The organism is Amycolatopsis sp. CB00013 (genome assembly GCF_001905755.1).
Lineage (GTDB): Bacteria > Actinomycetota > Actinomycetes > Mycobacteriales > Pseudonocardiaceae > Amycolatopsis > Amycolatopsis japonica.
This window is the reverse complement of sequence record NZ_LIWC01000005.1, coordinates 553236-575902: the sequence shown is the minus strand read 5'-3', so window position 1 is coordinate 575902 and position 22667 is coordinate 553236. Positions and strand designations below refer to the sequence as shown.

Here is a 22667-nt window from a genome sequence, read left to right as displayed (position 1 = left end):
TCCGCGCCTGTGGCGCTCTTGGAAAGCCTCACCGATCCCGAGGTGCTGGCTGCGGTGAGCGATGCCGCAAATGTGTTGGACGACAAGGATTCCGTCGCGTTGGCGCAGGCCGCGTCGGCCGGGATCGCACGCTTGGAAGCGGTGCGGTTCCGGGCGTTGGCGCAGCTGAACCGGCATCGTGACGGCGCACGGAGTGTGACGCAGGAGGTCGCGTTCGCGTTGTCTGTCACGGACAATCACGCGGGCGCCATGGTCGCCGCCGCTGACGCGCTGACCACCCGGCTGCCCCGCACGTTGAATCTGATGGACGAGGGGAAACTCGCCGGGTTCAGCGCGATGAAGGTCGCCACGGCCACCGCCTGGCTCTCCGACGAGGATGCTCTTGCGGTGGACGCCTTGTTGGAGGATCGGATCGGTGACAAGAATCCGGATCAGGTCCGGAAAGCGGCCAATCACGCGGCGAACACGATCGATCCCGAGGGTGCCGGCAAGCGGGCTGAGCAGCATCGTGAGGGTCGTCGTCTGACGGTGCGGCAGGGCGAAACGGGGGTGGCGTCGATCGAGGTCGAGGATGGGCCGGTCGAGAAGGTCGCCGCTGCTTATCAGCGGATCGACCGCGAAGCGCGAGCCCTCAAGACCAAGGAGGAACCCCGCACTCTCGACCAGCTCCGCGCCGACGTCGCGCTCGATCTGCTGCTCGGCGGCCATGGCGGGGCGAGCGAACGTAGCGAAGTGTTCCTGTACATGGATTTGTTCACCTATCTCGGCCTGAACGAGGATCCGGCGGAACTGGCCGGGCATGGCACGATCCCCGCCGCGTTGGCCAGGGAGATCGCCGAGGGTGGGAACAGTGTGTTGCGGCGGATCATCACCGATCCGCTGTCCGGCCAGATCCTCGATCTCGGCCGCGACCGCTACCGGCCGACAGCTGGTCTGGCCGAGTTCGTGCGAGTGCGGGACCGTGAATGCCGAAGACCCGGCTGCCACCGCCCGGCGCAGGCGTGCGACATCGATCATGCGGTGCCGTGGCAGCACGGCGGGCACACCGCCGACACCGACCTCATCGATCTCTGCCGCCGAGATCACCGGTTGAAGGACGAACCCGGCTGGACCTACCACCTCGCCTCCGATGGCACTCTGACGGTCACCACACCCACTGGGCAGCGCTACGACAGCACACCACCGCCGCTGCACGAACCCCGCCCGGGAAGCGACGAGCCACCGCCGTTCTGAGTCCGTCGCCGGAAAACGGCAACGGGGTTGGGACTTCAGCGTTCCGGCCCGTCGCCAGAAAACGGCAACAAGCGGGTCATGCGCAGAGGATTGGACGTTCGCCTGAAGCTGTCAACTCACACCGTCCGAAGCGTCGCCGGAAAGCGGCGACGGGGCAATCGCCAACAGCTCAACACCCCAACCCTCAACCCCCCAAAGCCGCCAACTGCCCCACCGTAAGCCGTTCCACCAAAGGAACCGCCCGATACTCCCCCTCACGACAATCCACCCGCACCGGCCCGGCGATATGCGGATGTTCCTCCACCACAAGCAAAGCCGCCGCAACCCGATCAGGCGACCATCCCAGCGCGTCTGCGAGGGCCGAAACGGAAAGCGCGCGGCCGGCATGCAGAAGGGCGGCGAGTACGGTCAAGGCGTCACCGGCGAACACCGCGACCCGGTCGTCGAGCATGATTTCGTTGATACGCGCGTGAAACCGGGAGAGGTCGTCCATGCGGGCGCCCGCGGGGGTCGAGGTGCCGAGGACTTCGGCGCCCCGGCGTGAGACCCGCACCCATTCCTGATTCGACCGGACGCTTTCGTTCCACACCCGTTGCGGCATTTCCTCGTCGATGACGTAGCGCTCGCGCCGTCCGTCCCGTTCCCGCCGGAGCATCGCCTGGGATTCGAGGTAGGCGACGGCGTTCGAGATCGACGCCGGGCTGACCTGGAGGCGCTGGGCGAGTTCGGCGGCGCTGAGTACGCCGTTGTCGCTGACGGACAGGCACGCGAGCAGTCGCGCGGTCATGCGGGGGAGGCCGGTCGCGACGATCATTTCGGCGAACTCGGTTTCGAAGGCGCGGACGGCTTCGGGGTCGCGGCCGTAGCCGTTTTCGACGACGGGGACAGCACGCGGCTGGGGTTTGCCGCGCCGCGCGCGTTCTCCGGTCACCCTGGTCGCTTCTTCGGCGCGGTAGCCGGCTTGGCCGCTGTTGCGCGCGACCTCACGGCTGATCGTCGACGTCGGACGCCCGAGCCGCCGGCCGATCTCGGCGTAACCGAGGCCGTCCTTGAGCCAGGTCGCGATCAGCCGACGGTCCTCCTGGGTCAGTCTGCCGCCCGGCATGGGCACCTCCTGTGCGTTCACCCGCAGATCATTGCAACGTGCCGTTGCATTCACCGACAAGATCGTTGCAACGATTTACGGAAATCTACCAGCAAGAACAGCAAAAATGCCAGTCTGTAGCTTTGAAGCAAACCTGAATGCAACGTAGCCTTTGGGCATCGGTAAAAACTGGGAGGAACAGAAATGACCACGTCGGTCCCACATCTCACCGAGCTTCCCCTGGAACGCCCGAAGGGCTGCCCGTTCGACCCGCCCGCCGAGCTCGGGACGCTGCGTGAAGAGCATCCGCTGGTCCGGCTGACGTTCCCCGACGGGCACGAAGGCTGGCTCGCGACCGGCCACACGATCGCGCGGGCCGTCCTCGCGGATCCCCGGTTCAGTGCTCGGCAGGAGCTGATGCACTCGCCGCTGCCGGGAGCGGCCGCGATGATGGAGATGCCGCCCGCGGCGCCGGGGATGTTCATCAAAATGGACGATCCCGAACACGGCCGCTACCGCAAGCTGCTCACCGGCAAGTTCACCGTCCGCCGGATGCGGCTGCTCAGCGAGCGGGTCGAGCAGGTGACCACCGAGTACCTCGACGCGATGGAGCGCCAGGGAACGACGGCCGATCTGGTGCCCGCCTTCGCGCAGCCCATTCCGGCGCTGATGATCTGCGAGCTGCTCGGCGTTCCCTACGAGGACCACGAGTTCTTCCGCCGCAACGTCATGCCGCTGAACCTGCCGGACGCTTCGGCCGAGGAGCAGGGAGCCGCCATCGACGCGTTGGGGCAGTACCTCTACAAGCTCATCGTGGCGAAGCGGGCCGAGCCGACCGATGACATCCTCGGCGAGCTGACGACCACGGAGCTCACGGACGAGGAGCTGACCAGCATCGCGTTCCTCTTGCTGGGAGCCGGACTCGACACCACGGCCAACATGCTCGCGCTGGGCACCTTCGCCCTTCTCCAGCACCCTGACCAGCTCGCGGCCTTGCGCGAGGACCCGGAACTCATCGACGGCGCGATCGAGGAACTGCTGCGCTACCTGACCATCGCGCACACCGGGGCACGCACCGCGCTCGAAGACGTCGAGATCGGGGGCCAGCTCGTCAAAGCCGGGGAAGCGGTCGCGCTTTCGGCCCAGGCCGCCAACCGCGATCCGCTGAAGTTCCCGGAACCCGACCGGCTCGACGTCCGGCGGAACGCAGCCGGGCACGCCTCTTTCGGGCACGGGGTGCACCAGTGCCTCGGCCAGCAGCTCGCGCGTGTGCAGATGAAGGTCGCTTTCACCGGGCTGCTCGCCCGGTTCCCGAAGCTGCGCCTGGCCGTTCCGGCCGACGAGATCCCGATGCGGACGGACTCCGACATCTACGGGGTGTACGCGCTCCCGGTGGCCTGGAGCTGATCGCGATGAGGCTCGAAGTGGACCGGGAACGCTGTGTGGGCGCCGGAATGTGCGTGCTGACCGCGCCGGAGGTGTTCGCGCAGGACGAGGAGGACGGCCGGGTCCGGTTGCTGGACCGCGATCCGGCGGAGATCGGCGACGCCGTTCAGTTGTGCCCGGCCGCGGCGATCACGGCGAACGCCTGAAGAACACCCAAGCCAGGGGGTGCCGGGCGGGCACCCCCTGGCGCGGGGATCAGCCGATTTCCGCGAGAACCTTGCCCGCGTCGGCGCTCTGGACGGCGGTGCCGGCGTAGAGCTGCTGGACCCTGGCCTTCTCCTGGGCGTTGGGGTTCACGTTGGCGCAGCTGACACCGCCGGTCGAGCCGGACATCAGCGACGAGCACGGCCCGGGCTTCACGTCGGGCAGGCCGAGGCTGTGGCCCAGTTCGTGCGACGCGATGCGGGTCTTGTTGTAGCCCTGCTGGACGGCCTGCCTGCCGTACCACACGGTGACCGTGCCGCTCGGGCGAACGGGGCCGAGGGTGGCGCGCGGCCAGCCGTTGTCGGCGATGATCCGGATGTTGACCCGCTGGCCCGGCGTCGCCTTCACGAGACGGACGTTGGTGACGTTGGTGTTCCAGACGTTGACGCCGGCGGCCACCGCGTCCTTGAACTCCGCGGCCTGGCTGTCGTCGTAGGTCAGGGTGGTCGCCATGATCTCGGCGGCACCCGCGGAGGGTGCCGTGAGCACCGAGATGGAGAGCGCGGCGCCGGTGAGCACCGCGGCGAAGGTACGTCGAAGCACGTTTGAACTCCTCGCGTCTAAGGCGTGCTGGAATTTCGGAGCAGTGTCGACACTGAACCTGTCGAAGCGCTCGGGGTACCCGCCGATAGTCGTCTGTCGTTAACCATGATCTTGACGCGACCGGAAGACTGTGCCGTTATGACGACGGCACGTTTCACCGGACACGAAGAACCGATCCTCGCGGTCGCGGTGAAGGGAAACCGGCTGGTCACCGGGGGCGCGGACCGGACGGTCCGGGTCTGGGACCTGGAGACGGGGAAGCAGCGATTCACGCTGAGCGGCCATGATCGGCCGGTCCTGGCGGTGGGTATCTCGGGTCAGTACGTGGTCGGTTGCGATGGGGCGACGGTGCGGCGCTGGCGGATCACCGGCGCCGAGGCGCATCCCCCGGAGGTCCAGACCACGAAGCGGGCCGTGGCGGTCGCGGTGGGCAAGGATGCCGTGGTGTCCGGCGCGGGGAGCGCCGTCGAGGTCCGGCGGCTGGACGGCGGGACGGTGCGCGGTCTGCGCACCGGCGGCCCGGAGATCGAATCGGTCGCGGTGACCCCGGACGGCGGGTTCGTCGTCGCCGGGGACGATGCCGGCGGCGTGCGGCTGTGGAACGGGAAAGTCGTTTCCCACTACCGGTTCGGCGGGGTGGGCGCGATCCACGTGATCGCGATCTCGCCCGACGGCGAGCAGGTGCTGTCCGCCGACGGGGAGACGGTCCGGTTGTGGCGGCGCAAGGGCGATTCCGCCCTCGTCTTCCCCGCGCACACCGGGGTGGTGCGAGCACTGGCCTTCGGCGTGGACGGCAAACTCGTGCTCTCGGGCGGTTCCGACGGCGAGGTCCGCGTCCGCGAGATCGACGACCCGCGGGAGTACACGCTCCTCGAGGGACATCAAGGGAACGTCTGGGCGATCGCCTGCACCGCGGGGAACGAGAAGGTCGTCACGGTCGGGGACGACCGCACGATCCGGGTGTGGGACCGCTTCGGCAACCAGATCGACGGCACCGGTTTCGTCGAGCCCAAACCGGGCCGGGCGCGGCCGCGGATCACGCCCGACGTCGAAAGCCCGGTCGACCTGATCGGCTTCCACGACGACGTGCGCACCCTCGCCGCGGTCATCGCCGACCGCGAGACCAGCCCGCCCCTGTGCGTCGCGCTGCTGGGGCCCTGGGGCTCCGGCAAATCGAGTTTCGTCCGGCAGGTGACGGACCGGGTGGCCGAGCTGGCCACCCGGTCCCGCGGCGACGCCGCCAACAGCGTGTTCGCCGGTGAGATCCGGCAGATCCGGTTCAACGCCTGGCAGTATCACGACGACCATCTGTGGGTCGGCCTGGTGGACCATCTGTTCCGCAACCTCGGCGCTCCCGAGGCGCATGCGGACGCCGGTGAGGTCCACGCCGAACGCGAAGCGTTGCGGACCCGGCTCGCGGGGCTGAAAGCCGTCAAGGCGGACTCTCCGCTCACGTGGCGTTGGCGGCTCTTGGTGTCCGGGGTGGACCGCGCCGAACGACGGCGGCGACGGCTCGTGGTGGCGGGCTACGCGCTGGCCGGAGTGCTCGGCATCGCCATGGCGATCACCGGCTGGGCGTTGTGGCACAACGCGATCCTCGCCGCCGCGGGTGCCGTCGTCACGCTCGGTGCCGTGCTGACCCCGGCGCTCACCACCGCCAGGGCCGCGCTCGCGCCGGTGAAGTCCACATTGGACAAGCTGCGGCACGATGTCGACAAGCGCGCGGAACGGTTCGAGACCGAGGTGCGGGAGACCGAGGAACGGCTTCGGCGGCTGGACGCGGCCGGCAGGCTCGGCGATCTGATCGAAGAGGCGAGGTCCGGCCGATATGGGGACTACCAAGGGGTTTTCGCCCGGGTCCGGGAGGATCTCGCGGACCTGAGCGCCGATCTGGCCGACGCGCGGGAACAATGGCTGCGGGCGGGCGGGAGGGGCAAGCCGCCGCTGGAACGGATCGTGCTCTACATCGACGACCTCGACCGCTGCCCGCCGTCGAAGGTGATCGAGGTGCTGGCCGCGGTCCATCTGCTGCTGGCCCTGCCCGCGTTCGTCGTGGTGGTGGCCGTCGACCCGCGATGGTTGCGGCGCTGCCTCGACCAGCACCACGAAGAGCTGTTCGGCGCGGGGGAGTCGAGCCGGACCGAGTATCTCGACAAGATCTTCCAGATCGTGTTCGCCTTGCGCCCCATGGGAAGCGCGGCGGACGAACTCATCGACGCCCTGATGCCGATCGAGGAACGGGAACCGCGGGCATCCGCGCACGAAGAATGGCCGGAGGACGAGAGCGCCCCCGAACGCGGTGAACAGGTGGAGGTCGTGGTCCAGGACACGGCCCCGCCGACGTTCTACAACATGCGGCCGGATCGGTTGCGGCTCACCGAGGTCGAACGCGATTTCGTCCACGTGCTGCGGAAGAAACTGCACACGCCGCGCGAGATCCGGAAGCTGGTCAACCTCTACCGGCTCGTCCGCATCGGCATCCCGGACGCGGAGCTGGAGGCGTTCGTCGCCGGCCCCTATCGCGCCGTGCTCGTCCTGCTGGCCCTGCTGGTGGCCGATCCGGAGGCGGCGCGTACGACGTTCATCGCGCTTTCCGGCGAAGAATCGTCGCGCGACGCCTTTCCACCTGAATGGCGGCTAGACGTCGAATCCTTCGATGATCTAAAGGTTTATCGGAATTGGGTGGGCACGCTCGCGCGCTTCAGTTTCGAAACCTACGATCTGGTGACCGAGGAGACGGAACCGGGATTCACGTTGTAGCTACACTTGCCCGCTACGACGGCTAGGGGGCGGCGCATGCGGAGATCAGGCTGGCTTTCGCTCGTCTTCGGCGCGCTCGTCGGGACGCTCGTGATCGTCCTGCTCGCGACCACGGTCACCGCGCCGTCGAACGCGTCCAGGTCCGACTGCGTCCGGCTGGTCACGAGTTCCTCGACGGAGAAGGGCGATCTGATCGCCGAACTGGCCGCGCGGTACAACGAGACCGGCCGGACGTTCGACGGCGGCAAGTGCGCGAAGGTCGACCCGCACAAGAAGACCTCGGGCGCCACGCTCGACCTCATCGCCGACGGCTGGAACGACATCGACGAGCACCAGCCCGAACCCCAGGTCTGGATGCCGAGTTCCTCGCTCTGGCTCGATCTGCTGCGGCAGCGAGGGAAGGGCGAGCGGATCAAGGCCGGGCCGAAGACGTCGCTCGCGACCAGTCCGATGGTGATCGCGATGCCGGAACCGATGGCCAAGGCGATGGGCTGGCCGGAAAAGACCCTCGGCTGGAATGACGTCCTGCAGGTGAACCGGGACGGTGGCTGGGCCTCGAAGGGCGCGGAGTACGCGAAGTGGGGCAACTTCACGCTCGGCAAGGACAATCCGCGGCGGTCGACGTCCGGGCTCGCGGCGACCATCGCGACCTACTTCGCCGCGACCGGCGGCGACTACGGCAAGATCGGGACCGCGGAGACCGTCCAATTCGTCCGCGGGATCGAGGCGTCGGTCGCCTACTACAGCGACGATTCGGTGGCCTTCCTCAAGACGCTGTACGACGAGGACCGCAAGAAGCCCACGCCCTACATCAGCGCGATGGCGATGCAGGAGCAGATGGTCTACCTCTACAACCGCGGCGTGCCGACCGGGGATCCGGCGCAGCTGAACGCGAATCCCGTCGCCCCGCTGCGCCCGCTGGTCGCCGTGCACCCCAAGGAAGGGACGATGCTGATCGACCACCCCTTCCTGACCACCGCGAGCGCGTCGCCGGAGCAGCAGGCCGCGGCCGAGGACTTCTACGCCTTCCTGCGGGAAGAGGGGCAGCAGAAGCGGTTCCGCGATCTCGGGTTCCGCGATCCCGATGGCAGGCCAGGGCCGGATCTGGCCGGGATCGTGGGCACCCAGGGGACCCAGGAACCCCCGAAGATCGGCGTCCCCACCGGCGAGCAGATCCAGAAGATGCTGGACGGCTGGGAGTACACGCAGCGGCGCGGCCGGATCCTGCTGGTGCTGGATCTGTCCGGTTCGATGAACGAGCCGTTCGACAAGAACCGCAAGGACAAACCGTATTCCGAGAGCCGCATCGCCCTGCTGAAACCCGCGATCCGGAAACAACTCGAGTACCTGCATCCCGAGGACGAGGTCGGGCTGTGGACCTTTTCGGACGGGTACGAGGAGAAGATGCCGATCGGCAAGGTCAAGAACGTCCGCGGCCCGATGCTCCAGCTGGTCGAGAACCTGACCCCGAGAGGGGACACGGCGCTGTACCAGACGGTGATGGCGGCCAACGACAAGATGCGGCGGGAGTTCGATCCGAACCTGATCAACGCCGTCGTCTTCCTGACCGACGGCGAGAACACCGAAGCCGGGACGAAGGAGCAGGTGCTGCAGAACGTCGACGCCGATCGGCTGGACAACTCCGTCCGGATCTTCACCATGGCCTACGGCGCGCAGGCCGACAGCCGCGTCCTCGACGAGATCGCGCAGAAGTCCAAGGCCCGCAGCTATCAGGCCGTCGACCCGTACGGCATCGACAAGATGTTCGTCAACGTCTTCAGCAACTTCTGACATGGCCGAGTACGACAACCGGCCGTTCCACGTCGTCGCGGTGGTGCTGGGCCTGATCGCCGGGATGATCGGCCGCGCCGTGACCTACCCGCATCCGCAGGCCTGGCTCTTCGGCGCGGCCGCCGCGCTGGCCGTGCTGGTCCCGGCCGAAACCGCGTTCTTCGTGCTGAACGGCCGACGACGGAAGCCGGTGCGGGAGGCGCGGGAAAAGAAGCGTGCGCCGCAGCCCGTCCGGCACGATCACTTCAGCCTGCTCGGCCGGGCGCTGACGGCCATCGAAACGCTGCGGCCGGGCGAAACGGAGCTTTCCGGAGCCTTCCGGCGGGCGGCGGCGCGACTCGAAGAGCACAAGAACCGGAACACTCCGGAAGTCGACGAGCTGAGGGACGAGACGAGCCAGATCACCGACAGGCTGGAGCGGCACGTGCGGGACGGGACCCCGGTCGGGGTGGTACTCGTCCAGCGGATGAGGCTGTACCAGGAAAGGCTCGAAGTCGCTCTCGCGGCGGTCGAACCGGGGTGAGTGTTCGGTGCCGAACAGACTACGGCCGTGCGCCATGCTGATCTGACAGCATGCCGTTGATCGGGCGCCGGGTTGTCGAGGGCGTGGAACATGTGGTCGTGCCGGTGGAGCACCGGTTCAGCCTGGAGGAGGCCGTGCTGGCGGTGATGGCCGCCAAAAGCACCGTGCGGCCCGCTCCAGGGATCAAGGTCGCTCCGCTGAAGGTGTCGGAGGTACGGTCAGCGCTGCTTTATGCGGCGAAGCACGCCGATAGGCGACACCAGATCGTGGACAGCTATTTCGTCGAGGCCGAAGACGGGCCGTTGCACCGGTTGGCCGAGTGGATCAGATCGGAACTGGTCCGGCTGGGCATCTTCACCACCCACGACGGTTCCGCCGCCGGATCGGGTGGCCGACTCGGTTACTCTCCGCGATAGGTGTTCACGACTGCCTGGGAGGGTGTTTCGTGGGTTTGGGCCAAGAGGCCGCCGAAGAGAGAGAACGTCCGTTCCTGGAGCGACTGGACGAACCCGTCCGCGCCCGGTTGCTGGAGATGGGGACCCCGCAGACCTACGAGGCCAGACAGGCGCTGATGCGGGCGGGCGAGCCCGGCGACTTCGTCATGTTGCTGCGGTACGGCTACGTGAAGGTGACCAGCGCGGATCGGATGGGCGCGACGGTCATCCTCGACGTCGGCGTGCCCGGCGATCTGCACGGCGAGATCGCGGTGATCGCGGGCGGTATCCGGATGGCCGACGTGGTCGCCATCGAGGAGGTGCACGTCCGGCGCATCGCGGCGAGCGAGTTCAACCGGTTCCTGCTGGATCATCCGGCGGCGATGCGCGAAGTGCTCGTCAGCGTCGCCCGGCGGTTCGTGCTCGCCCAGCGTCAGCGGACCCAGTCGTGGAAACCGCAGGCGGTGGCGAGGGTCGCGACCCGGCTGGACTACCTGGTCGACGTCTGTGGCATCCGGACACCCGCCGGCTGGCGCATCGGGATCCCGTTGAGCCAGGACGAACTCGCGCAGTTCATCCCGATGGGCCGGACCATGGTCGCGCAGGCGCTGGACAAACTGCGGAAGGCGGGAGTTGTGGCCAGTTCGCGCCGTGCGATCACCGTCATCGACCGCGAGGCATTGCGGGTGATCACGGAAAAAGGTGTGACTTAGCTCACTGGCGTTGACCATCGCGAGGTCACGTTTTGTTCGGTTCCGAACAGAACTTCCGGTGAGGAGTGGGAACACTGCTTCCTGCCGCCAGTTTTCACCGATCAGGGGAGGGGTCGCAGAGATGCAGGTGCTGACCTCAGGCCGATACAACGCGCACACCCACGCCGTGCTTTCCGTCGACATCGTCGGTTCGTCCAAGGCCAGCGACGACCTGCTGGACCCGATGAAGACCGAGATGGAAACGCTGGTTTCCCGCTCGTTCAACGCGGTGGGGCTCGCCCCGGGGGAAGCGCGTCACTTCCGGGAGACCGGGGACGGGCTGATGGTCGCGTATCCGGACCACGCCGTCGGGCAGCTCTGCGAGGTCGCGTTCCACCTGGACCATCTGCTCCGGACCCGTAACCGCTACGCCAGGGTGCCGATGCGGGCACGGGTGGCGGTCCACATGGGACCGATGGCGGACAACCACCGCTACCACCGCACGTACATCACGCTGACCCGGCTGCTGTGCGCCTCGACCTTCAACGACGCCGTGGGCTACTGGTGCCGTTCGGATCCGACGGGCGACAAGTTCGGCGCCGGGATGATCGTCTCGCAATCCGTGTGGCGCAACGTGGTCGAGCCGTTCGGGGTCGCGCTGGTCCCGCCCGCCCGCTGCGCCCGGATCAGCGTCACCACCCCGGACTTCGCCGACAGCGCGTGGATCCACTTGCCCGGCTTGGACGCGGAAGCGGTCCTCGCCGAACTGAACCCCGCCGTCGCGGTGCCGCTCGTGTTCGACCGGGTGAGCCGGTTGTCCACGACGGCCTGACCCAGACCGGGCGGTCCGGTTTCCAGGGAGGGAAAACCGTATCGCTCGCCGGTTCCCGGCCCGGTACCCCTACGCCGGGCCGGGAACCGGACCCCCGGCGCGGGGGGTGGGGGCGCGGGTCATCCCCGCCGCGCCCTCTCGCATGGAAATGTCATGAAAGGGTCGTTCAAGACGTTTTCTGTCCTGAACGACCCTTTCATGACGTCCGGGGCGCGCCTACTGCCTGCACCTCTTGCCGCTGTTGATGCACCTCACCAGCTGGTTCATCAGCCGCTGCGACATGACGTTCGCGAAGTCGTCGTGGTCGGAGCGAGGGTTGTGCTTCTCCTGCGCGAAGGCGTCGACCGCGTATTGCCCGGCGGCCTGGATGTTCGACGGGATGTTGTACACCAGCGTGATCCGCAGCTGCGGCACGTTCTTGAAGCCACGCGGGCATTTCCCGTTGCGGTCGGAGAACACGATATGCGTGCGGTGGTTCGCGCTGTCGGTGTTCTTCCCGTCCCAGCAGTTCGGGAACGAGTGGACGCGGGTGACCTTGCTGCCCCGCGGGCAGATCGGGTACAGCTCGGTGAGCCGGTCTTCGAAGCCGGTGCAGGTCCAGCTCGGCCGGGCGTTGGCCGGGCCGTTGGTGCTCTGCTTGGCGTCGCCGTAGAGCACGCGCAGGAACTTCGGCATCGCGACGACACGGCGGGCGCCGCCGCTGGTGAAGGTCAGGTCGACCTTCTCGGCGCGCTGGATCTCGCCTTCGTTGTTGCCGATCTCGTTGTTGTCGTTGACGCCGGGCAGATCGGCCGCCTTGCCGTCGGACTTCTTCTTCTCGGCGTCACCGGCGGCGTTGACGTTGCTGTTGTCACCGCCGTTGTCGAGACCGCCCTTGCCGTTCTGCTTCACGGCACAGCCGGCGAGCTGGTCTTCGTTCTTCGCGACCGGCTGGCCGGCCTGCCGCATGGTGTCGCCGATCTGCTTGATCGACGGCTTCCGCTTGTTCTTCAGCTCGTCGAGCACCTGACCGGCTTGTTTTCCTTGCGCCAGCTGGTTGTTCGCGTTCTCGGACTCCCGGTCGAGTTTGTCGAGGTTCTCGTCGATCGCGGGCATGGCCTGGTCGGGGACTTCGCTGAGTTCACTGAGTTCGCTGGCGACGTCGGGGCAGTCGACCTGGGCGGCGGCCTCGTCCTTGGCGGCGTCGACGCGATCGGCGGCGAGTTTCTCCTCGTTCGCGGCCTCGTTCTCTTCCTCTTCCTCGGTGTTGATCCGGATCACCGGCCAGAAGTAGGCCGACTTGTCCCCGTTCTTGCAGGTGGTGCCCGCGCGCAGCAGGCTCTTGTTGTTCGAATCCGCGTTGGTCGAAAGGTTCCCGACGTAGTCGTGCAGATGCTCGGCTCCATTGCGGACGCCGGGCTGCGCGATGAAGTTGTCGCCGTTGAAGTGGCCGTTCTCGTTGCGGCCGCAGTCCACGGTGAACGTCCCTCGTGCGCCTCGTTTCGCGAGGTCGAGGTTGACGTTGTTGCCGCGGGGGACCTTCGTGATGTCGATGAAGAACGACTTGTCCGCGCCGTCGGCCCTGGCGGCGTCGGGGGTTCCGGTCGTGGTGACCACGACGATCCCGCCGACGGCGATGGCGAAGGCGGTGGCGCCCGTGGCGACCTTGGTGCGGCGCGCCATGCGATGGCGGCCGGCGGATCTTTGGTTACGGGGCATGAACTTGTTCACCTCGTTCGGTGTCGTTGCCCGGAGCCCGGGGGATGCGTCGCCGGGAGTGCCGGCGTCACTGACTCCGTGTTGGCTGAAACGGCCCCGAACGAGAGGCGGTTCAAAAAGCGATCTCACCGTTATGCTTTCGTTACCTTTCGGGGGTGGTGGTAGGCGAGCCCCAGAACGATGGTGATCGGTCCCCACAGGGCGAGTGGCGCGGTGCAGATCGCGGCCAGCGTTTCCCAGCCCGCGTTGACGTAGGACGATGAAGGATCTGCATGAGGCCGATCCTGTCGCCGTGAGGCGCCGGAAAGATCACTCGCGCGGACAAGTTCCCTCCTTCCGGAGAGGGAGAAAGGCCCGGCCTCGGGGCAGTCGAGGCCGGGCCGGGTTCCCGCTGGTCAGGCGTCGACCTTGTCCTTGGGCTCCGCCTCGGGAGCGGTGGGACGGGCAGGAAGGAAACGCTTGATCACCGGGAAGAACAGGATCACCAGGATGATCACGTAGACCACGATCGCGAACGGCGTGTTGACCAGCCCGGTCAGCGAGCCGTCACTGAGCTGCAGCGCGCGCCGCATCTGCTGTTCGGCGGCCGGGCCGAGGATCACGCCGATGATCGCCGGCAGCACCGGCAATCCGTAGCGGCGCATCGCGAACCCGATCAGGCCGATCACGAACATCACCAGCAGGTCGAAGATGTCCGCGTTGACCGCGTACGCGCCGACACTGGCGAAGAACAGGATGCCCGCGTAGAGGTACGGCCGCGGGATGCGCAGCAGCTTCGCCCACAGCGGCGCCAGCGGCAGGTTCAGCACCAGCAGCAGCGTCAGGCCGACGAACAGCGAGGCGATCAGGCCCCACACCAGTTTCGACTCGCGTTCGAACAGCAGCGGACCCGGCTGGATGCCGTACTGCTGGAACGCCGCCAGCATCACGGCCGCGACCGCGGTGGTCGGCAGGCCCAGCGTCAGCATCGAGACCAGCGTGCCCGCCGCCGAGGACGACGCGGCCGCTTCCGGACCCGCGACCCCTTCGATGGCGCCCTTGCCGAATTCGTCCTTGTGCTTCGACAGCCGCTTTTCGGTCAGGTACGAGAGGAACGTCGGGATCTCCGCGCCACCGGCCGGGATGGCGCCGAACGGGAACCCGATCACCGGACCGCGCAGCCACGGCTTCCAGGTCCGCTTCAGATCGGCGCGCGAGAGCCACGGCCTGCCGACCGGGATCGGCTTGAAGGTGTTGCGCCGCAGATGCGCGGCCACCCACAGCGACTCGCCGACGGCGAACAGCGCGACCGCCACGATCACCACGTCGATCCCGTCCGCCAGATGCAGCGAACCGAAGGTCAGGCGCGACTGACCGGTCATCTCGTCCAGGCCGACGAGCCCGATGGTGAGGCCGATCAGCAGCGACGCGACACCGCGGATCCGCGAGTTGCCGAGCACCGAGGTGACCCCGATGAACGCCAGCACCATGATCGCGAACAGGTCGGGTGCGCCGATGTCGACCGCGTACTTCGCGATGATCGGCGCCAGCAGTACCAGCGCCATCGTGCCGAGGATGCCGCCGACGAAATGCCCGATCGCGGCCGCCGCCAGCGCCTGGGAGCCGCGGCCCTTGCGTGCCATGGGGTTTCCGTCGATCGCGGCGACCACGGAGAAGCTCTCACCCGGGGTGTTCAGCAGGATCGACGTCGTCGAGCCGCCGAACATGCCGCCGTAGTAGATACCGGCGAACATGATGAACGCCGCCGTCGGCTCCATGCCGTAGGTCACCGGCAGCAACAGGGCCACCGCCATCGCGGGGCCGATCCCCGGCAGCACCCCGATCGCGGTGCCCAGCAGCACACCGAGCGCGGCGAGCGCGAGGTGCGTCGGGGTCAGCGCGGTGCCGAACCCGTCGATGAGTTGCTGCAGCATCAGAACACCTCCATCAACGGGCCACCGGGCAGCGGGACACCGAGCAGGTTGTTGAAGATCAGGAAGGTCACGACCGACATGCCCGCCGCGATCAGTGGATCACGCACCAGGTTGCGGCTGCCGAGGGCGAACGCCGCGCCCCAGAACAGGATCGCGCCCGAGATCGGGAACCCGACGAGGCCGATCAGCGCCGCGTTGGCGAGGAAGGCACCGCACAGCAACAGAACCGTGCGCATGTCGGCGGGCGCGGTGAGGTCGATGTCCTCGCCGCCCTCGGCCTCGCCCTTGCCGCCGCGCAGGACGTCGCGCGCCAGCAGTACCGCGACGATCAGCAGCAGCGAGCCGACCAGGACCGGGACCGCCTTCGGTCCGACGGGACCGCGCTGGGCGAAGTCGGTGGGAATGCTCAGCGCGTCGGTCAGCACCAGCACGCCGAGCACCACGAGCACCACGCTCACTCCGAGTTCGGAGCGCCCTTTCAGCCACGTGGTCATGCCAGACCCAGCTCTTTCAGCACCGTTGCCACTCGAGTGTTCTCCTCTTTGAGAAACGAACCGAACTGCTCACCTGGCGCGAACGCGCCGGTCCATCCGTTGCGCTGCAAGGCTTCCTGCCACTGCGGCGTCTTCTGCAACCGCTCGAACAGGCTCACCAGCTTCGCCCGGTCCGACTCGGTGATACCCGGCGGCGCGACGATGCCGCGCCAGTTCGTGAACTTCACGTCCACACCGGACTCCGTCAGCGTCGGCGCGTCGATCCCGGGGAGCCGCTTCTCGCTCGTCACCGCCAGGACCCGGAGCGTGCCCGCCGCGATCTGGTCGCGGTACTCGCCGACACCGGAGACGCCGAACGCGACCTTGCCGCCGAGCACCGAGGCGAGCAGTTCGCCGCCGCCGTCGTACTGGACGTAGTTGACCGTCTTCGGCGCGAGCCCGATCGCCTTCGCCATCAGCATCGGCGCCAGGTGGTCCGGCCCGCCGGGGGACGAGCCGCCGCCGACCTGGACCGCGCCCGGGTCCCGCTTCCAGGCGTCGAGCAGCTGGCCGATGTTCTGGTACGGCGAATCCTTGCCGACCACGACGATGTCCGACTCTTCGATCAGCTTCGCCACCGGTGTGGTGTCGAGCAGCGAAGACGGCGACTTGTTCGTGAACACGCTGCCGACGACACCGAGCCCCATCGACATGACGAGTTTGCCGTTGCCGCGTTCGGCCACCGTGCGGCCGAGGCCGACCGTGCCGCCGGCGCCGGGGAGGTTGAACACCTCCGCGTTGCCGAGCAGGTCGGCGTCCTCCATGGCCTTGGTCGCGGTCCGCGCCGTGATGTCGTAACCGCCGCCGGGCGCGTTGGGCACGAGTACCCGCAACGACCGGATCTGCGAGCCCTCGTCGGCCTCGCTGCCCGGGGTGAGCAACGGTGGCACCAGCAAAACGGCGACGAGCGCCGCCGCGATGGCCAACCAGCTACTGGGCTTCACTGTGATCCCCGCCTCTCTGCCGCGTGGTTGGACATGTTGCACTCGTGTAAACAGAGATGTCTCGCTTAGACGCCTAAGGGTTCTTTTGTTCTTTGTGGTCACGAGGAGGTGGCGATGGGTGCTCGGGGTTCCTTGGCCCGCCAGCTCCTCGTGTGGCAACTGGTAGTCGTCAGCTGCCTACTCTGCGCGGTGGGCGTGCTGGCCGTCGTCCAGGCGGGGAACAACTTCCGCACGACCGAGGGACGCCGGGCGCTGTCGGTCGCGGAGAGTGTCGCCGCGCAGGGCATCGTGGGCGACCTCGACAACGGCCCGTGGGAGCTGAACGCGCCCGCGGAGACCGCGCGAAGCCTCTCCGGGGTCGATTTCGTCGTGATCGCGGGAGCGGACCGTTATGTGCTCGCGTCACCTGATCCGGGGCAGGTGCGCACGCTGCTCGACCTCGGCGACAGCACCGTCCTCTCTGGACGGTCGTGGGTCGGCGAACTCGACGGCTCGATCGTGGCGCACGTCCCGGTGCTCGACGAGAAGGGCGGCAAGGTGGTCCGCATGGTCGCGGCGGGCTCGAAGTCGCCCGGGTTCTTCGCCGGAGTGCTCGAGTCGCCGGACAACGCCCTGCGCGTGCTGGGGGTCGCGCTGGTGATCGGGGTGAGCGGTTCGCTGCTGCTGGCGCGGCGGGTGAAGAACCAGACGCTCGGCCTGGAACCGCACGAGATCACCGCGCTGGTCGAGAACCGGGAGGCCCTCCTGCACGGCATCAAGGAGGGCGTCGTCGGCCTGGATCCGCAGCACCGGATCACCCTCGTGAACGACCAGGCGCGCGAACTGCTGGCGCTGCCGGACGACGCGGTCGGCCGGTCGGTCGAGGACCTCGACCTCAACGAACGCATCCGCGACCTGCTCACCGGCCGCGCGACCGGCGCCGACCAGATCGTGCTGCGGCAGGGGAAGGTGCTCACGCTGAACCGGATGCCGATCGACGTGCGGGGAGCCGTGGTCACCCTGCGGGACCGCACCGATCTGATGACCCTGCGGGACGAACTCGACGCCAGCAGGCACGCCACCGACACGTTGCGGGCGCAGGCGCACGAGTTCAGCAACCGGCTGCACACCATCTCCGGGCTGCTGGAACTCGGGGAATACGAAGAGGTTCGCGGTTACGTCAGCCGGATCAGCTCGGCGCAGGGGGAGTGGCGCGCGGAGGTCGGCTCGCGCGTCGGCGACCCGGCGGTGGCGGCGCTGTTGATCGCGAAGGCGTCGCTCGCGGCGGAACGCGGGGTCGGGTTGCGGATGGCGCCGGACAGCGAACTGGATCGCGTCGAAGACGCCCTTTCCACGGATTTGGTGACAGTGCTGGGAAATCTCGTCGACAACGCCTTGGACGCGCTGGGTGGGGAACAGGGCTGGATCGAGGTCGGCGTGTGGCAGGAGGAGGACGAAGTGCGGGTGGAGGTCCGTGATTCCGGGCCGGGAGTCGCCCCGGAGATCGCGGAGGAAGTGTTCGAGCACGGCTTCACGACGAAGGCCGCCGCGCACGGCCAGCGCGGTCTCGGGCTCGCGCTGATCCGGCAGGCGTGCGTGCGGCGAGGCGGTTCGGTCGAGGTGCACAACTCCGGCGGCGCGGTGTTCACGGCGAGGTTGCCGCGATGATCAAGGTGCTCGTCGTCGACGACGATTTCATGGTCGCGAAGGTCCACAGTGGATACGTCACGCGCACGGAGGGGTTCGCCGTGGTCGGGGTCGCGCACACCGGCGCCGACGCGATCCGCCTGGCGCGGGAACTGAAACCGGATCTGGTGCTGCTGGACGTCTATCTTCCCGATGTCGACGGGCTTTCGGTGCTGCGGGAACTGCGCGCGACCGAGGACGTCGACGTCATCCTGATCACCGCCGCGACCGACGTGGAAACCGTGCGGCAGGCGATGCGGGGCGGTGTCCTGCACTATCTGATCAAACCGTTCGAGTACGCGTCGCTGCGCGATCAGCTGACTCATTTCGCGTCGTTGCACCGGCGGCTGGACCGGCTCGCCGAGGCCGGGCAGGCCGACGTCGACCAGGTCTTCGGCGCGCGGCCGAGCGCGAAACCCGTGCTGCCCAAGGGACTCACCGCCGAGACCGCGCGACTGGTGGAGAACGCGTTGCGGGGCGCGGCCGGCGGGATGTCGGCGAGCGAATGCGCCGAGGCGACCGGTGTCGCACGGGTGAGCGCGCGCCGGTACCTGGAGCATTTCGTGGCGACGGGCAAGGCCGAGGTGACGCTCAAGTACGGCGGGACGGGACGGCCCGAACGCCGCTATCTCTGGTCGTGACCCCTCCCCGCATTTCGTCCTCTGAATGCGCGACGTCGGCGCGGAGCCCGGCGATGAGGCGGGCGAGGCCGTACTCGAACGAGGCGGCCGGATCCTCGTCGTGGTCGCTCTCGACGTGCTGCTGTTCGTCGATCGCGCAGCCGAGGGTGTAGCGGCTGATCGCGAGGATCGCGTGCGTCGCGTCCTCCTCGGCGAAACCGGCCCGCAGCAACGGTTTGATCAGCGGTGTCATCGCCGACCGGCCGGTCGGACGGGAGCCGGCGTGCAGGCGGGCGCCGTCCCGGTAGGACAGCAGCGTGGCGCGGATGGTGCGAGCGCGCCTGGCCAGCCAATCGGCCCAGTCGTCCATCGCCGCGGGATCGTCGAGCGGGGCGAGCCGGTCGTCCAGCATCGTTTCGGCCATCTGGTCGAGCAACGCCTGCTTGCTCTTGAAATGCGTGTAGAGCGCGGGACCGCGCACGCCGAGCTTCTCCCCGAGCTTGCGCAGGCTCAGTCCGTCCAGCCCGACCTCGTCGAGGAGTTCCAGCGCGGCTCGAACGTAGCCATCCCGTCTCACGACCATGCGCACACCTTCGCCGGTCCGTATCGAAGTTGACAACTCGGCAGTATCTTATCACTGTTAAGAACTTAACAGTGATAAGAAGGGCAGGTAGGATGATCGGAAGTCCCGATGAGGACCGGTTGACCCCGGCGTTGTGGGGGACGGCCGCGATCCTGACCGTCGGCGGATTCCTGTCGATGTTCACGTCGACCGTCGTCACCGTCGCACTCGGCACGATCGCGGCCGGATTCCGTGCATCGCTCGGTACCGCCCAGTGGATCGCGACCGGTTATCTGCTCGCGCTCGCCGCGATGGTGCCGGTGAGCGGCTGGGCGTGTCGTCGCTTCGGGACGACGCGGGTGTGGCTGGTGTGCGTCGGTCTGTTCGCGCTCTTTTCCGCACTCTGCGCGGCGGCGCCCTCGGTCGAGGCGCTGATCGCCTTCCGTGTTCTGCAAGGCGCCGCGGGCGGGCTGCTGGTCCCGGCGGGACAGATCCTGTTCGCGACGATGGTGGGGCCGAAACGGCTCGGCCGGATGATGGCCGTGCTGAGCATCCCGATCTACCTCGCTCCCGTGCTCGGCACCCTGGCCGGCAGTGTGCTCGCCGAGCGGTTCGGCGTGCCGTGGCTGTTCCTCGTGAACGTGCCGCTCGCGCTGCTCTGCCTGCTGCTGGGCCGGAAACGGCTGCCGAGGGAAGGGCCCGTCGACACCCGTCCGCTGGATTGGCGTGGCTTGGCGCTCACCGTGACCGGATTGCCGTTGCTCGTCTACGGCTTCGCCGAAGCAGCCCCGATCGCGTCAGGTGCCGGTGCGATCCTGCTCGCCGTCTTCGTGGTCACCGCGCTGAGGTCGCCCGCGCCGCTGCTCGACCTGCGGCTGTTCCGCGACCGGATGTTCTCCTCGGCCGCCGCCGTCATCTTCGGGATGGGGATCGCCCTGTTCGGTGCGATGATCGTCCTGCCGCTGTACTACCTCGACGTCCGGCACGAAAGCCTCGTCGCCACCGGGTTCCTGACGGCGCCGCTGGCACTCGGCACGGTGCTGGCCCTTCCGCTCGCGGGCAGGCTGACCGACCGGATAGGCGGGGCGCGGGTGATCTTCGCCGGGCTGATCGTCACGATCATCGGGACGGTGCCGCTCGCGCTGCTCACCGGATCCGACGATTACCGGTGGCTCTCGGCCGTCCAGGTGGTCCGCGGCTGCGGTATCGGTCTGACCACGACGCCGGCGCTCGCCACCGGCCTGGTGTCGGTGCCCAAAGAGCGAATTTCCCACGCGATGCCGCTCTTCGCCATGCTGCAACGGATCGGCGGATCCTTCGGCACGTCGGTCCTGACCGCGGTCGTCGCCGCGCGGCTCGCCGCCGCTCCCGGGTCCGCGGCGGCCGTCGCGGGCGCGCACGGGTGGATCGCCGGGATCACGGCGATCGTGCTGATCCCGTCGTGGCTCCTCGTCCGCGCCGAAATGTCCACAAAGGACTGACGAGGGCCGGTGGGTTTGTTCCCGTCCGGAGGGCGTGAAGGTTTCCAGTGTCATCCGGGACAGCGGGTGGACAACGCCGTAGGCTCAGGTGAATGAGCACGGCACCCACGTCGGAGCATCCGACGGTCGAAACCCGGCACCAGACCCAGTTGCTCACCCTGTTGCGCGATGAGGGACCGATGTCCCGGGTCGAACTGGGGGAGCGGCTGGAGCTGCCGCGTGCCCGGGTGGGGGCCGAGGTCGCGCGGCTGGCCGAGGTCGGCCTCGTCGAGACCGCGGGTCCGTCGGCGAGCCGCGGTGGCAGGCGGTCCACCCTCGTGCGGCTCGCGGGAGACCTGCGGGTGCTGTCGGTCGACGTCGGCGCGACGTCGGTCGGGGTCGCGCTCACCGACGCTTCGTGCGAGGTGCTGGTGCACACCGTCGAGGACTGCGACGTCCGGCAGGGGCCGCACGCCGTGCTCAAACGGGTCGTCGCGCTGGCGGAGAAGATCCGCGAAGAGGCGCCGGGCAAGCTGATCGCGGCCGGGATCGGCTTGCCGGGGCCGGTGAGTTTCGCCGAGGGTATGGCGGTCGCGCCGCCGATAATGCCCGGCTGGGACCGGTTCTCCGTGCGCGACCATCTCGGCGGGTTGCTGCGCTGCCCGGTCACGGTCGACAACGACGTGAACTCGATGGCGCTCGGGGAGCGGCACGCCGGCGTCGCGCGCTCCATCGACGACCTGGTGTTCGTCAAGATCGGTACCGGTATCGGCTGCGGGATCGTGCTGGGCGGCAAGGTGTACCGCGGCGTCGCCGGCACCGCGGGCGACATCGGGCACATCCGCCTCGACGACTACGGGCCGACCTGTGCCTGCGGGGAGACCGGCTGCCTCGAGGCGTACTTCGGCGGCGCCGCGTTGGCCCGCGACGGGCTGACGCTCGCGCGCAGCGGCCGGTCGACGTACCTCGCCGACGTCGTCGCGGCCCGCGGCGCGATCACCGCGCAGGACGTCGGCCGCGCGGCGGCGTCGGGCGACTTCGGCGCGGTTAACCTGATCCGCGACGGCGGTCGGCGGCTCGGCCAGGTGGTCGCGTCACTGGTGAGTTTCGTGAACCCCGGCATGGTCGTGATCGGCGGCGGCGTCGCGCAGCTCGGGCATCAGCTGCTCGCCGAGATCCGCAGTTCGGTGTACCGGCGGTCGCTGCCGCTCGCGACCGGGAACCTGCCGATCGTGCTGTCCGAACTGGGGGACACCGCGGGGGTCATCGGGGCCGCCTGGTCCGCCACGGACCGGGCCTTCACGCTGAGTAGCTGACCGCGGCTCGTGAGTGTTTGGGTCGTTAGGGCCAATCGTGCCCTCCGTACCTCCTGGTCCGAAGTCTGTGAAGGCCTCCTTGAGGGACTCTAGGTCCCTCAAGGAGGCCTTCACAGACTTGGGCACGCAGGGGTGGCGTGAGCGGAGGCGTGACTCGTGTGATCGGGGACGTGACTCGCGTGATTGGAGGCGGCACTCGGGGTGTTCCGCCTCTGATCACGCGAGTTCCGGCTTCGATCACGTGAGTGCGGTGCCACGTCCTCGTGAGTGGTAAGGGCGGTTAGAACGACCCAAAACACTCACGACACCCAAGCGCCTGCCGCACGTTGGGCACTCACCTGATTCCGATTAGTAACGTCAAGATCGTACAGGCTTTCGCTCGAAAAGTACAAAAGTCTGTGTCGTTTGAGACGG

The 22667-nt window shown here is 68.1% G+C and carries 20 protein-coding genes; 13 read left to right on the top strand and 7 right to left on the bottom strand.

What is annotated here, in order from left to right; genetic code table 11:
• The first annotated feature begins 9 nt into the window (after window positions 1–9).
• Window positions 10–1233, top strand: a complete 1224-nt coding sequence (locus AMK34_RS32690) for an HNH endonuclease signature motif containing protein (protein ID WP_073847911.1) — start codon at window positions 10–12, stop codon at window positions 1231–1233.
• Between the two features lie 184 nt (window positions 1234–1417).
• Here AMK34_RS32690 and AMK34_RS32685 read toward each other — a convergent pair whose 3' ends face one another.
• Window positions 1418–2338, bottom strand: a complete 921-nt coding sequence (locus AMK34_RS32685; protein ID WP_073847910.1) for a MarR family transcriptional regulator — start codon at window positions 2336–2338, stop codon at window positions 1418–1420.
• Window positions 2339–2521: 183 nt separating this feature from the next.
• On the opposite strand from AMK34_RS32685, the gene AMK34_RS32680 reads away from it, so the two are divergent.
• The gene (locus tag AMK34_RS32680) at window positions 2522–3724 is read left to right on the top strand and encodes a cytochrome P450 (protein WP_073847909.1); all 1203 of its coding nucleotides are present in this window, start codon (window positions 2522–2524) and stop codon (window positions 3722–3724) included.
• A gap of 5 nt (window positions 3725–3729) precedes the next feature.
• Entirely contained in the window at window positions 3730–3909 is a 180-nt protein-coding gene (locus AMK34_RS32675; protein ID WP_037346172.1) for a ferredoxin, read from the top strand.
• 49 nt (window positions 3910–3958) lie between these two features.
• Here the strand turns inward: AMK34_RS32675 and AMK34_RS32670 are convergent, their stop codons facing one another.
• On the bottom strand, window positions 3959–4510 hold the full coding sequence (locus tag AMK34_RS32670; RefSeq protein ID WP_038518521.1) for a snapalysin family zinc-dependent metalloprotease: 552 nt from the start codon (window positions 4508–4510) through the stop codon (window positions 3959–3961).
• Window positions 4511–4648: 138 nt separating this feature from the next.
• On the opposite strand from AMK34_RS32670, the gene AMK34_RS32665 reads away from it, so the two are divergent.
• The 6 genes from AMK34_RS32665 (at window position 4649) to AMK34_RS32640 (ending at window position 11542) form a co-directional block, all read left to right on the top strand.
• Window positions 4649–7270, top strand: a complete 2622-nt coding sequence (locus tag AMK34_RS32665) for a P-loop NTPase fold protein (RefSeq protein ID WP_073847908.1) — start codon at window positions 4649–4651, stop codon at window positions 7268–7270.
• Between the two features lie 36 nt (window positions 7271–7306).
• Window positions 7307–9061, top strand: coding sequence for a substrate-binding and VWA domain-containing protein (locus tag AMK34_RS32660; protein ID WP_073847907.1), 1755 nt, complete (start codon window positions 7307–7309; stop codon window positions 9059–9061).
• A gap of 1 nt (window position 9062) precedes the next feature.
• Window positions 9063–9584, top strand: coding sequence for a hypothetical protein (locus AMK34_RS32655; RefSeq protein ID WP_038518512.1), 522 nt, complete (start codon window positions 9063–9065; stop codon window positions 9582–9584).
• A 50-nt stretch (window positions 9585–9634) separates the two neighbouring features.
• Window positions 9635–10000, top strand: a complete 366-nt coding sequence (locus AMK34_RS32650; RefSeq protein WP_016331763.1) for a hypothetical protein — start codon at window positions 9635–9637, stop codon at window positions 9998–10000.
• 29 nt (window positions 10001–10029) lie between these two features.
• Window positions 10030–10731, top strand: coding sequence for a Crp/Fnr family transcriptional regulator (locus AMK34_RS32645; RefSeq protein ID WP_037346186.1), 702 nt, complete (start codon window positions 10030–10032; stop codon window positions 10729–10731).
• Window positions 10732–10852: 121 nt separating this feature from the next.
• The gene (locus tag AMK34_RS32640; protein ID WP_037346187.1) at window positions 10853–11542 is read left to right on the top strand and encodes a hypothetical protein; all 690 of its coding nucleotides are present in this window, start codon (window positions 10853–10855) and stop codon (window positions 11540–11542) included.
• Between the two features lie 216 nt (window positions 11543–11758).
• On the opposite strand, the gene AMK34_RS32635 is transcribed toward AMK34_RS32640, so the two are convergent.
• The 4 genes from AMK34_RS32635 to AMK34_RS32620 all read right to left on the bottom strand — a co-directional run bounded on the left by AMK34_RS32635 (window position 11759) and on the right by AMK34_RS32620 (window position 16612).
• Window positions 11759–13204, bottom strand: coding sequence for a DUF1996 domain-containing protein (locus tag AMK34_RS32635; protein ID WP_143202694.1), 1446 nt, complete (start codon window positions 13202–13204; stop codon window positions 11759–11761).
• 431 nt (window positions 13205–13635) lie between these two features.
• A complete protein-coding gene (locus AMK34_RS32630) occupies window positions 13636–15153 on the bottom strand; it encodes a tripartite tricarboxylate transporter permease (RefSeq protein WP_073847906.1) in 1518 nt (505 codons plus the stop codon).
• Window positions 15153–15647, bottom strand: coding sequence for a tripartite tricarboxylate transporter TctB family protein (locus tag AMK34_RS32625; RefSeq protein WP_037346191.1), 495 nt, complete (start codon window positions 15645–15647; stop codon window positions 15153–15155). The genes AMK34_RS32630 and AMK34_RS32625 overlap by 1 nt, the downstream gene beginning before the upstream one ends.
• Window positions 15644–16612, bottom strand: coding sequence for a Bug family tripartite tricarboxylate transporter substrate binding protein (locus AMK34_RS32620; protein ID WP_081976006.1), 969 nt, complete (start codon window positions 16610–16612; stop codon window positions 15644–15646). Before AMK34_RS32620 ends, AMK34_RS32625 begins: the two co-directional genes overlap by 4 nt.
• Window positions 16613–16744: 132 nt before the next feature.
• On the opposite strand from AMK34_RS32620, the gene AMK34_RS32615 reads away from it, so the two are divergent.
• Together AMK34_RS32615 and AMK34_RS32610 are read left to right on the top strand one after the other, a co-directional pair.
• Complete coding sequence (locus AMK34_RS32615; protein WP_038518505.1) at window positions 16745–18277, top strand: sensor histidine kinase; 1533 nt, start codon at window positions 16745–16747, stop codon at window positions 18275–18277.
• The gene (locus tag AMK34_RS32610) at window positions 18274–18936 is read left to right on the top strand and encodes a response regulator (protein WP_038518502.1); all 663 of its coding nucleotides are present in this window, start codon (window positions 18274–18276) and stop codon (window positions 18934–18936) included. Before AMK34_RS32615 ends, AMK34_RS32610 begins: the two co-directional genes overlap by 4 nt.
• Here the strand turns inward: AMK34_RS32610 and AMK34_RS32605 are convergent.
• A complete protein-coding gene (locus tag AMK34_RS32605; RefSeq protein ID WP_241832914.1) occupies window positions 18887–19498 on the bottom strand; it encodes a TetR/AcrR family transcriptional regulator C-terminal domain-containing protein in 612 nt (203 codons plus the stop codon). The two genes, AMK34_RS32610 and AMK34_RS32605, sit on opposite strands and share 50 nt — an antisense overlap.
• 92 nt (window positions 19499–19590) lie before the next feature.
• On the opposite strand from AMK34_RS32605, the gene AMK34_RS32600 reads away from it, so the two are divergent.
• Window positions 19591–20958: a DHA2 family efflux MFS transporter permease subunit gene (locus tag AMK34_RS32600; RefSeq protein WP_073847905.1), complete on the top strand. Its 1368-nt coding sequence runs from the start codon at window positions 19591–19593 to the stop codon at window positions 20956–20958.
• Between the two features lie 92 nt (window positions 20959–21050).
• Window positions 21051–22253, top strand: a complete 1203-nt coding sequence (locus AMK34_RS32595; protein ID WP_016331776.1) for an ROK family transcriptional regulator — start codon at window positions 21051–21053, stop codon at window positions 22251–22253.
• Window positions 22254–22667 lie beyond the last annotated feature (414 nt).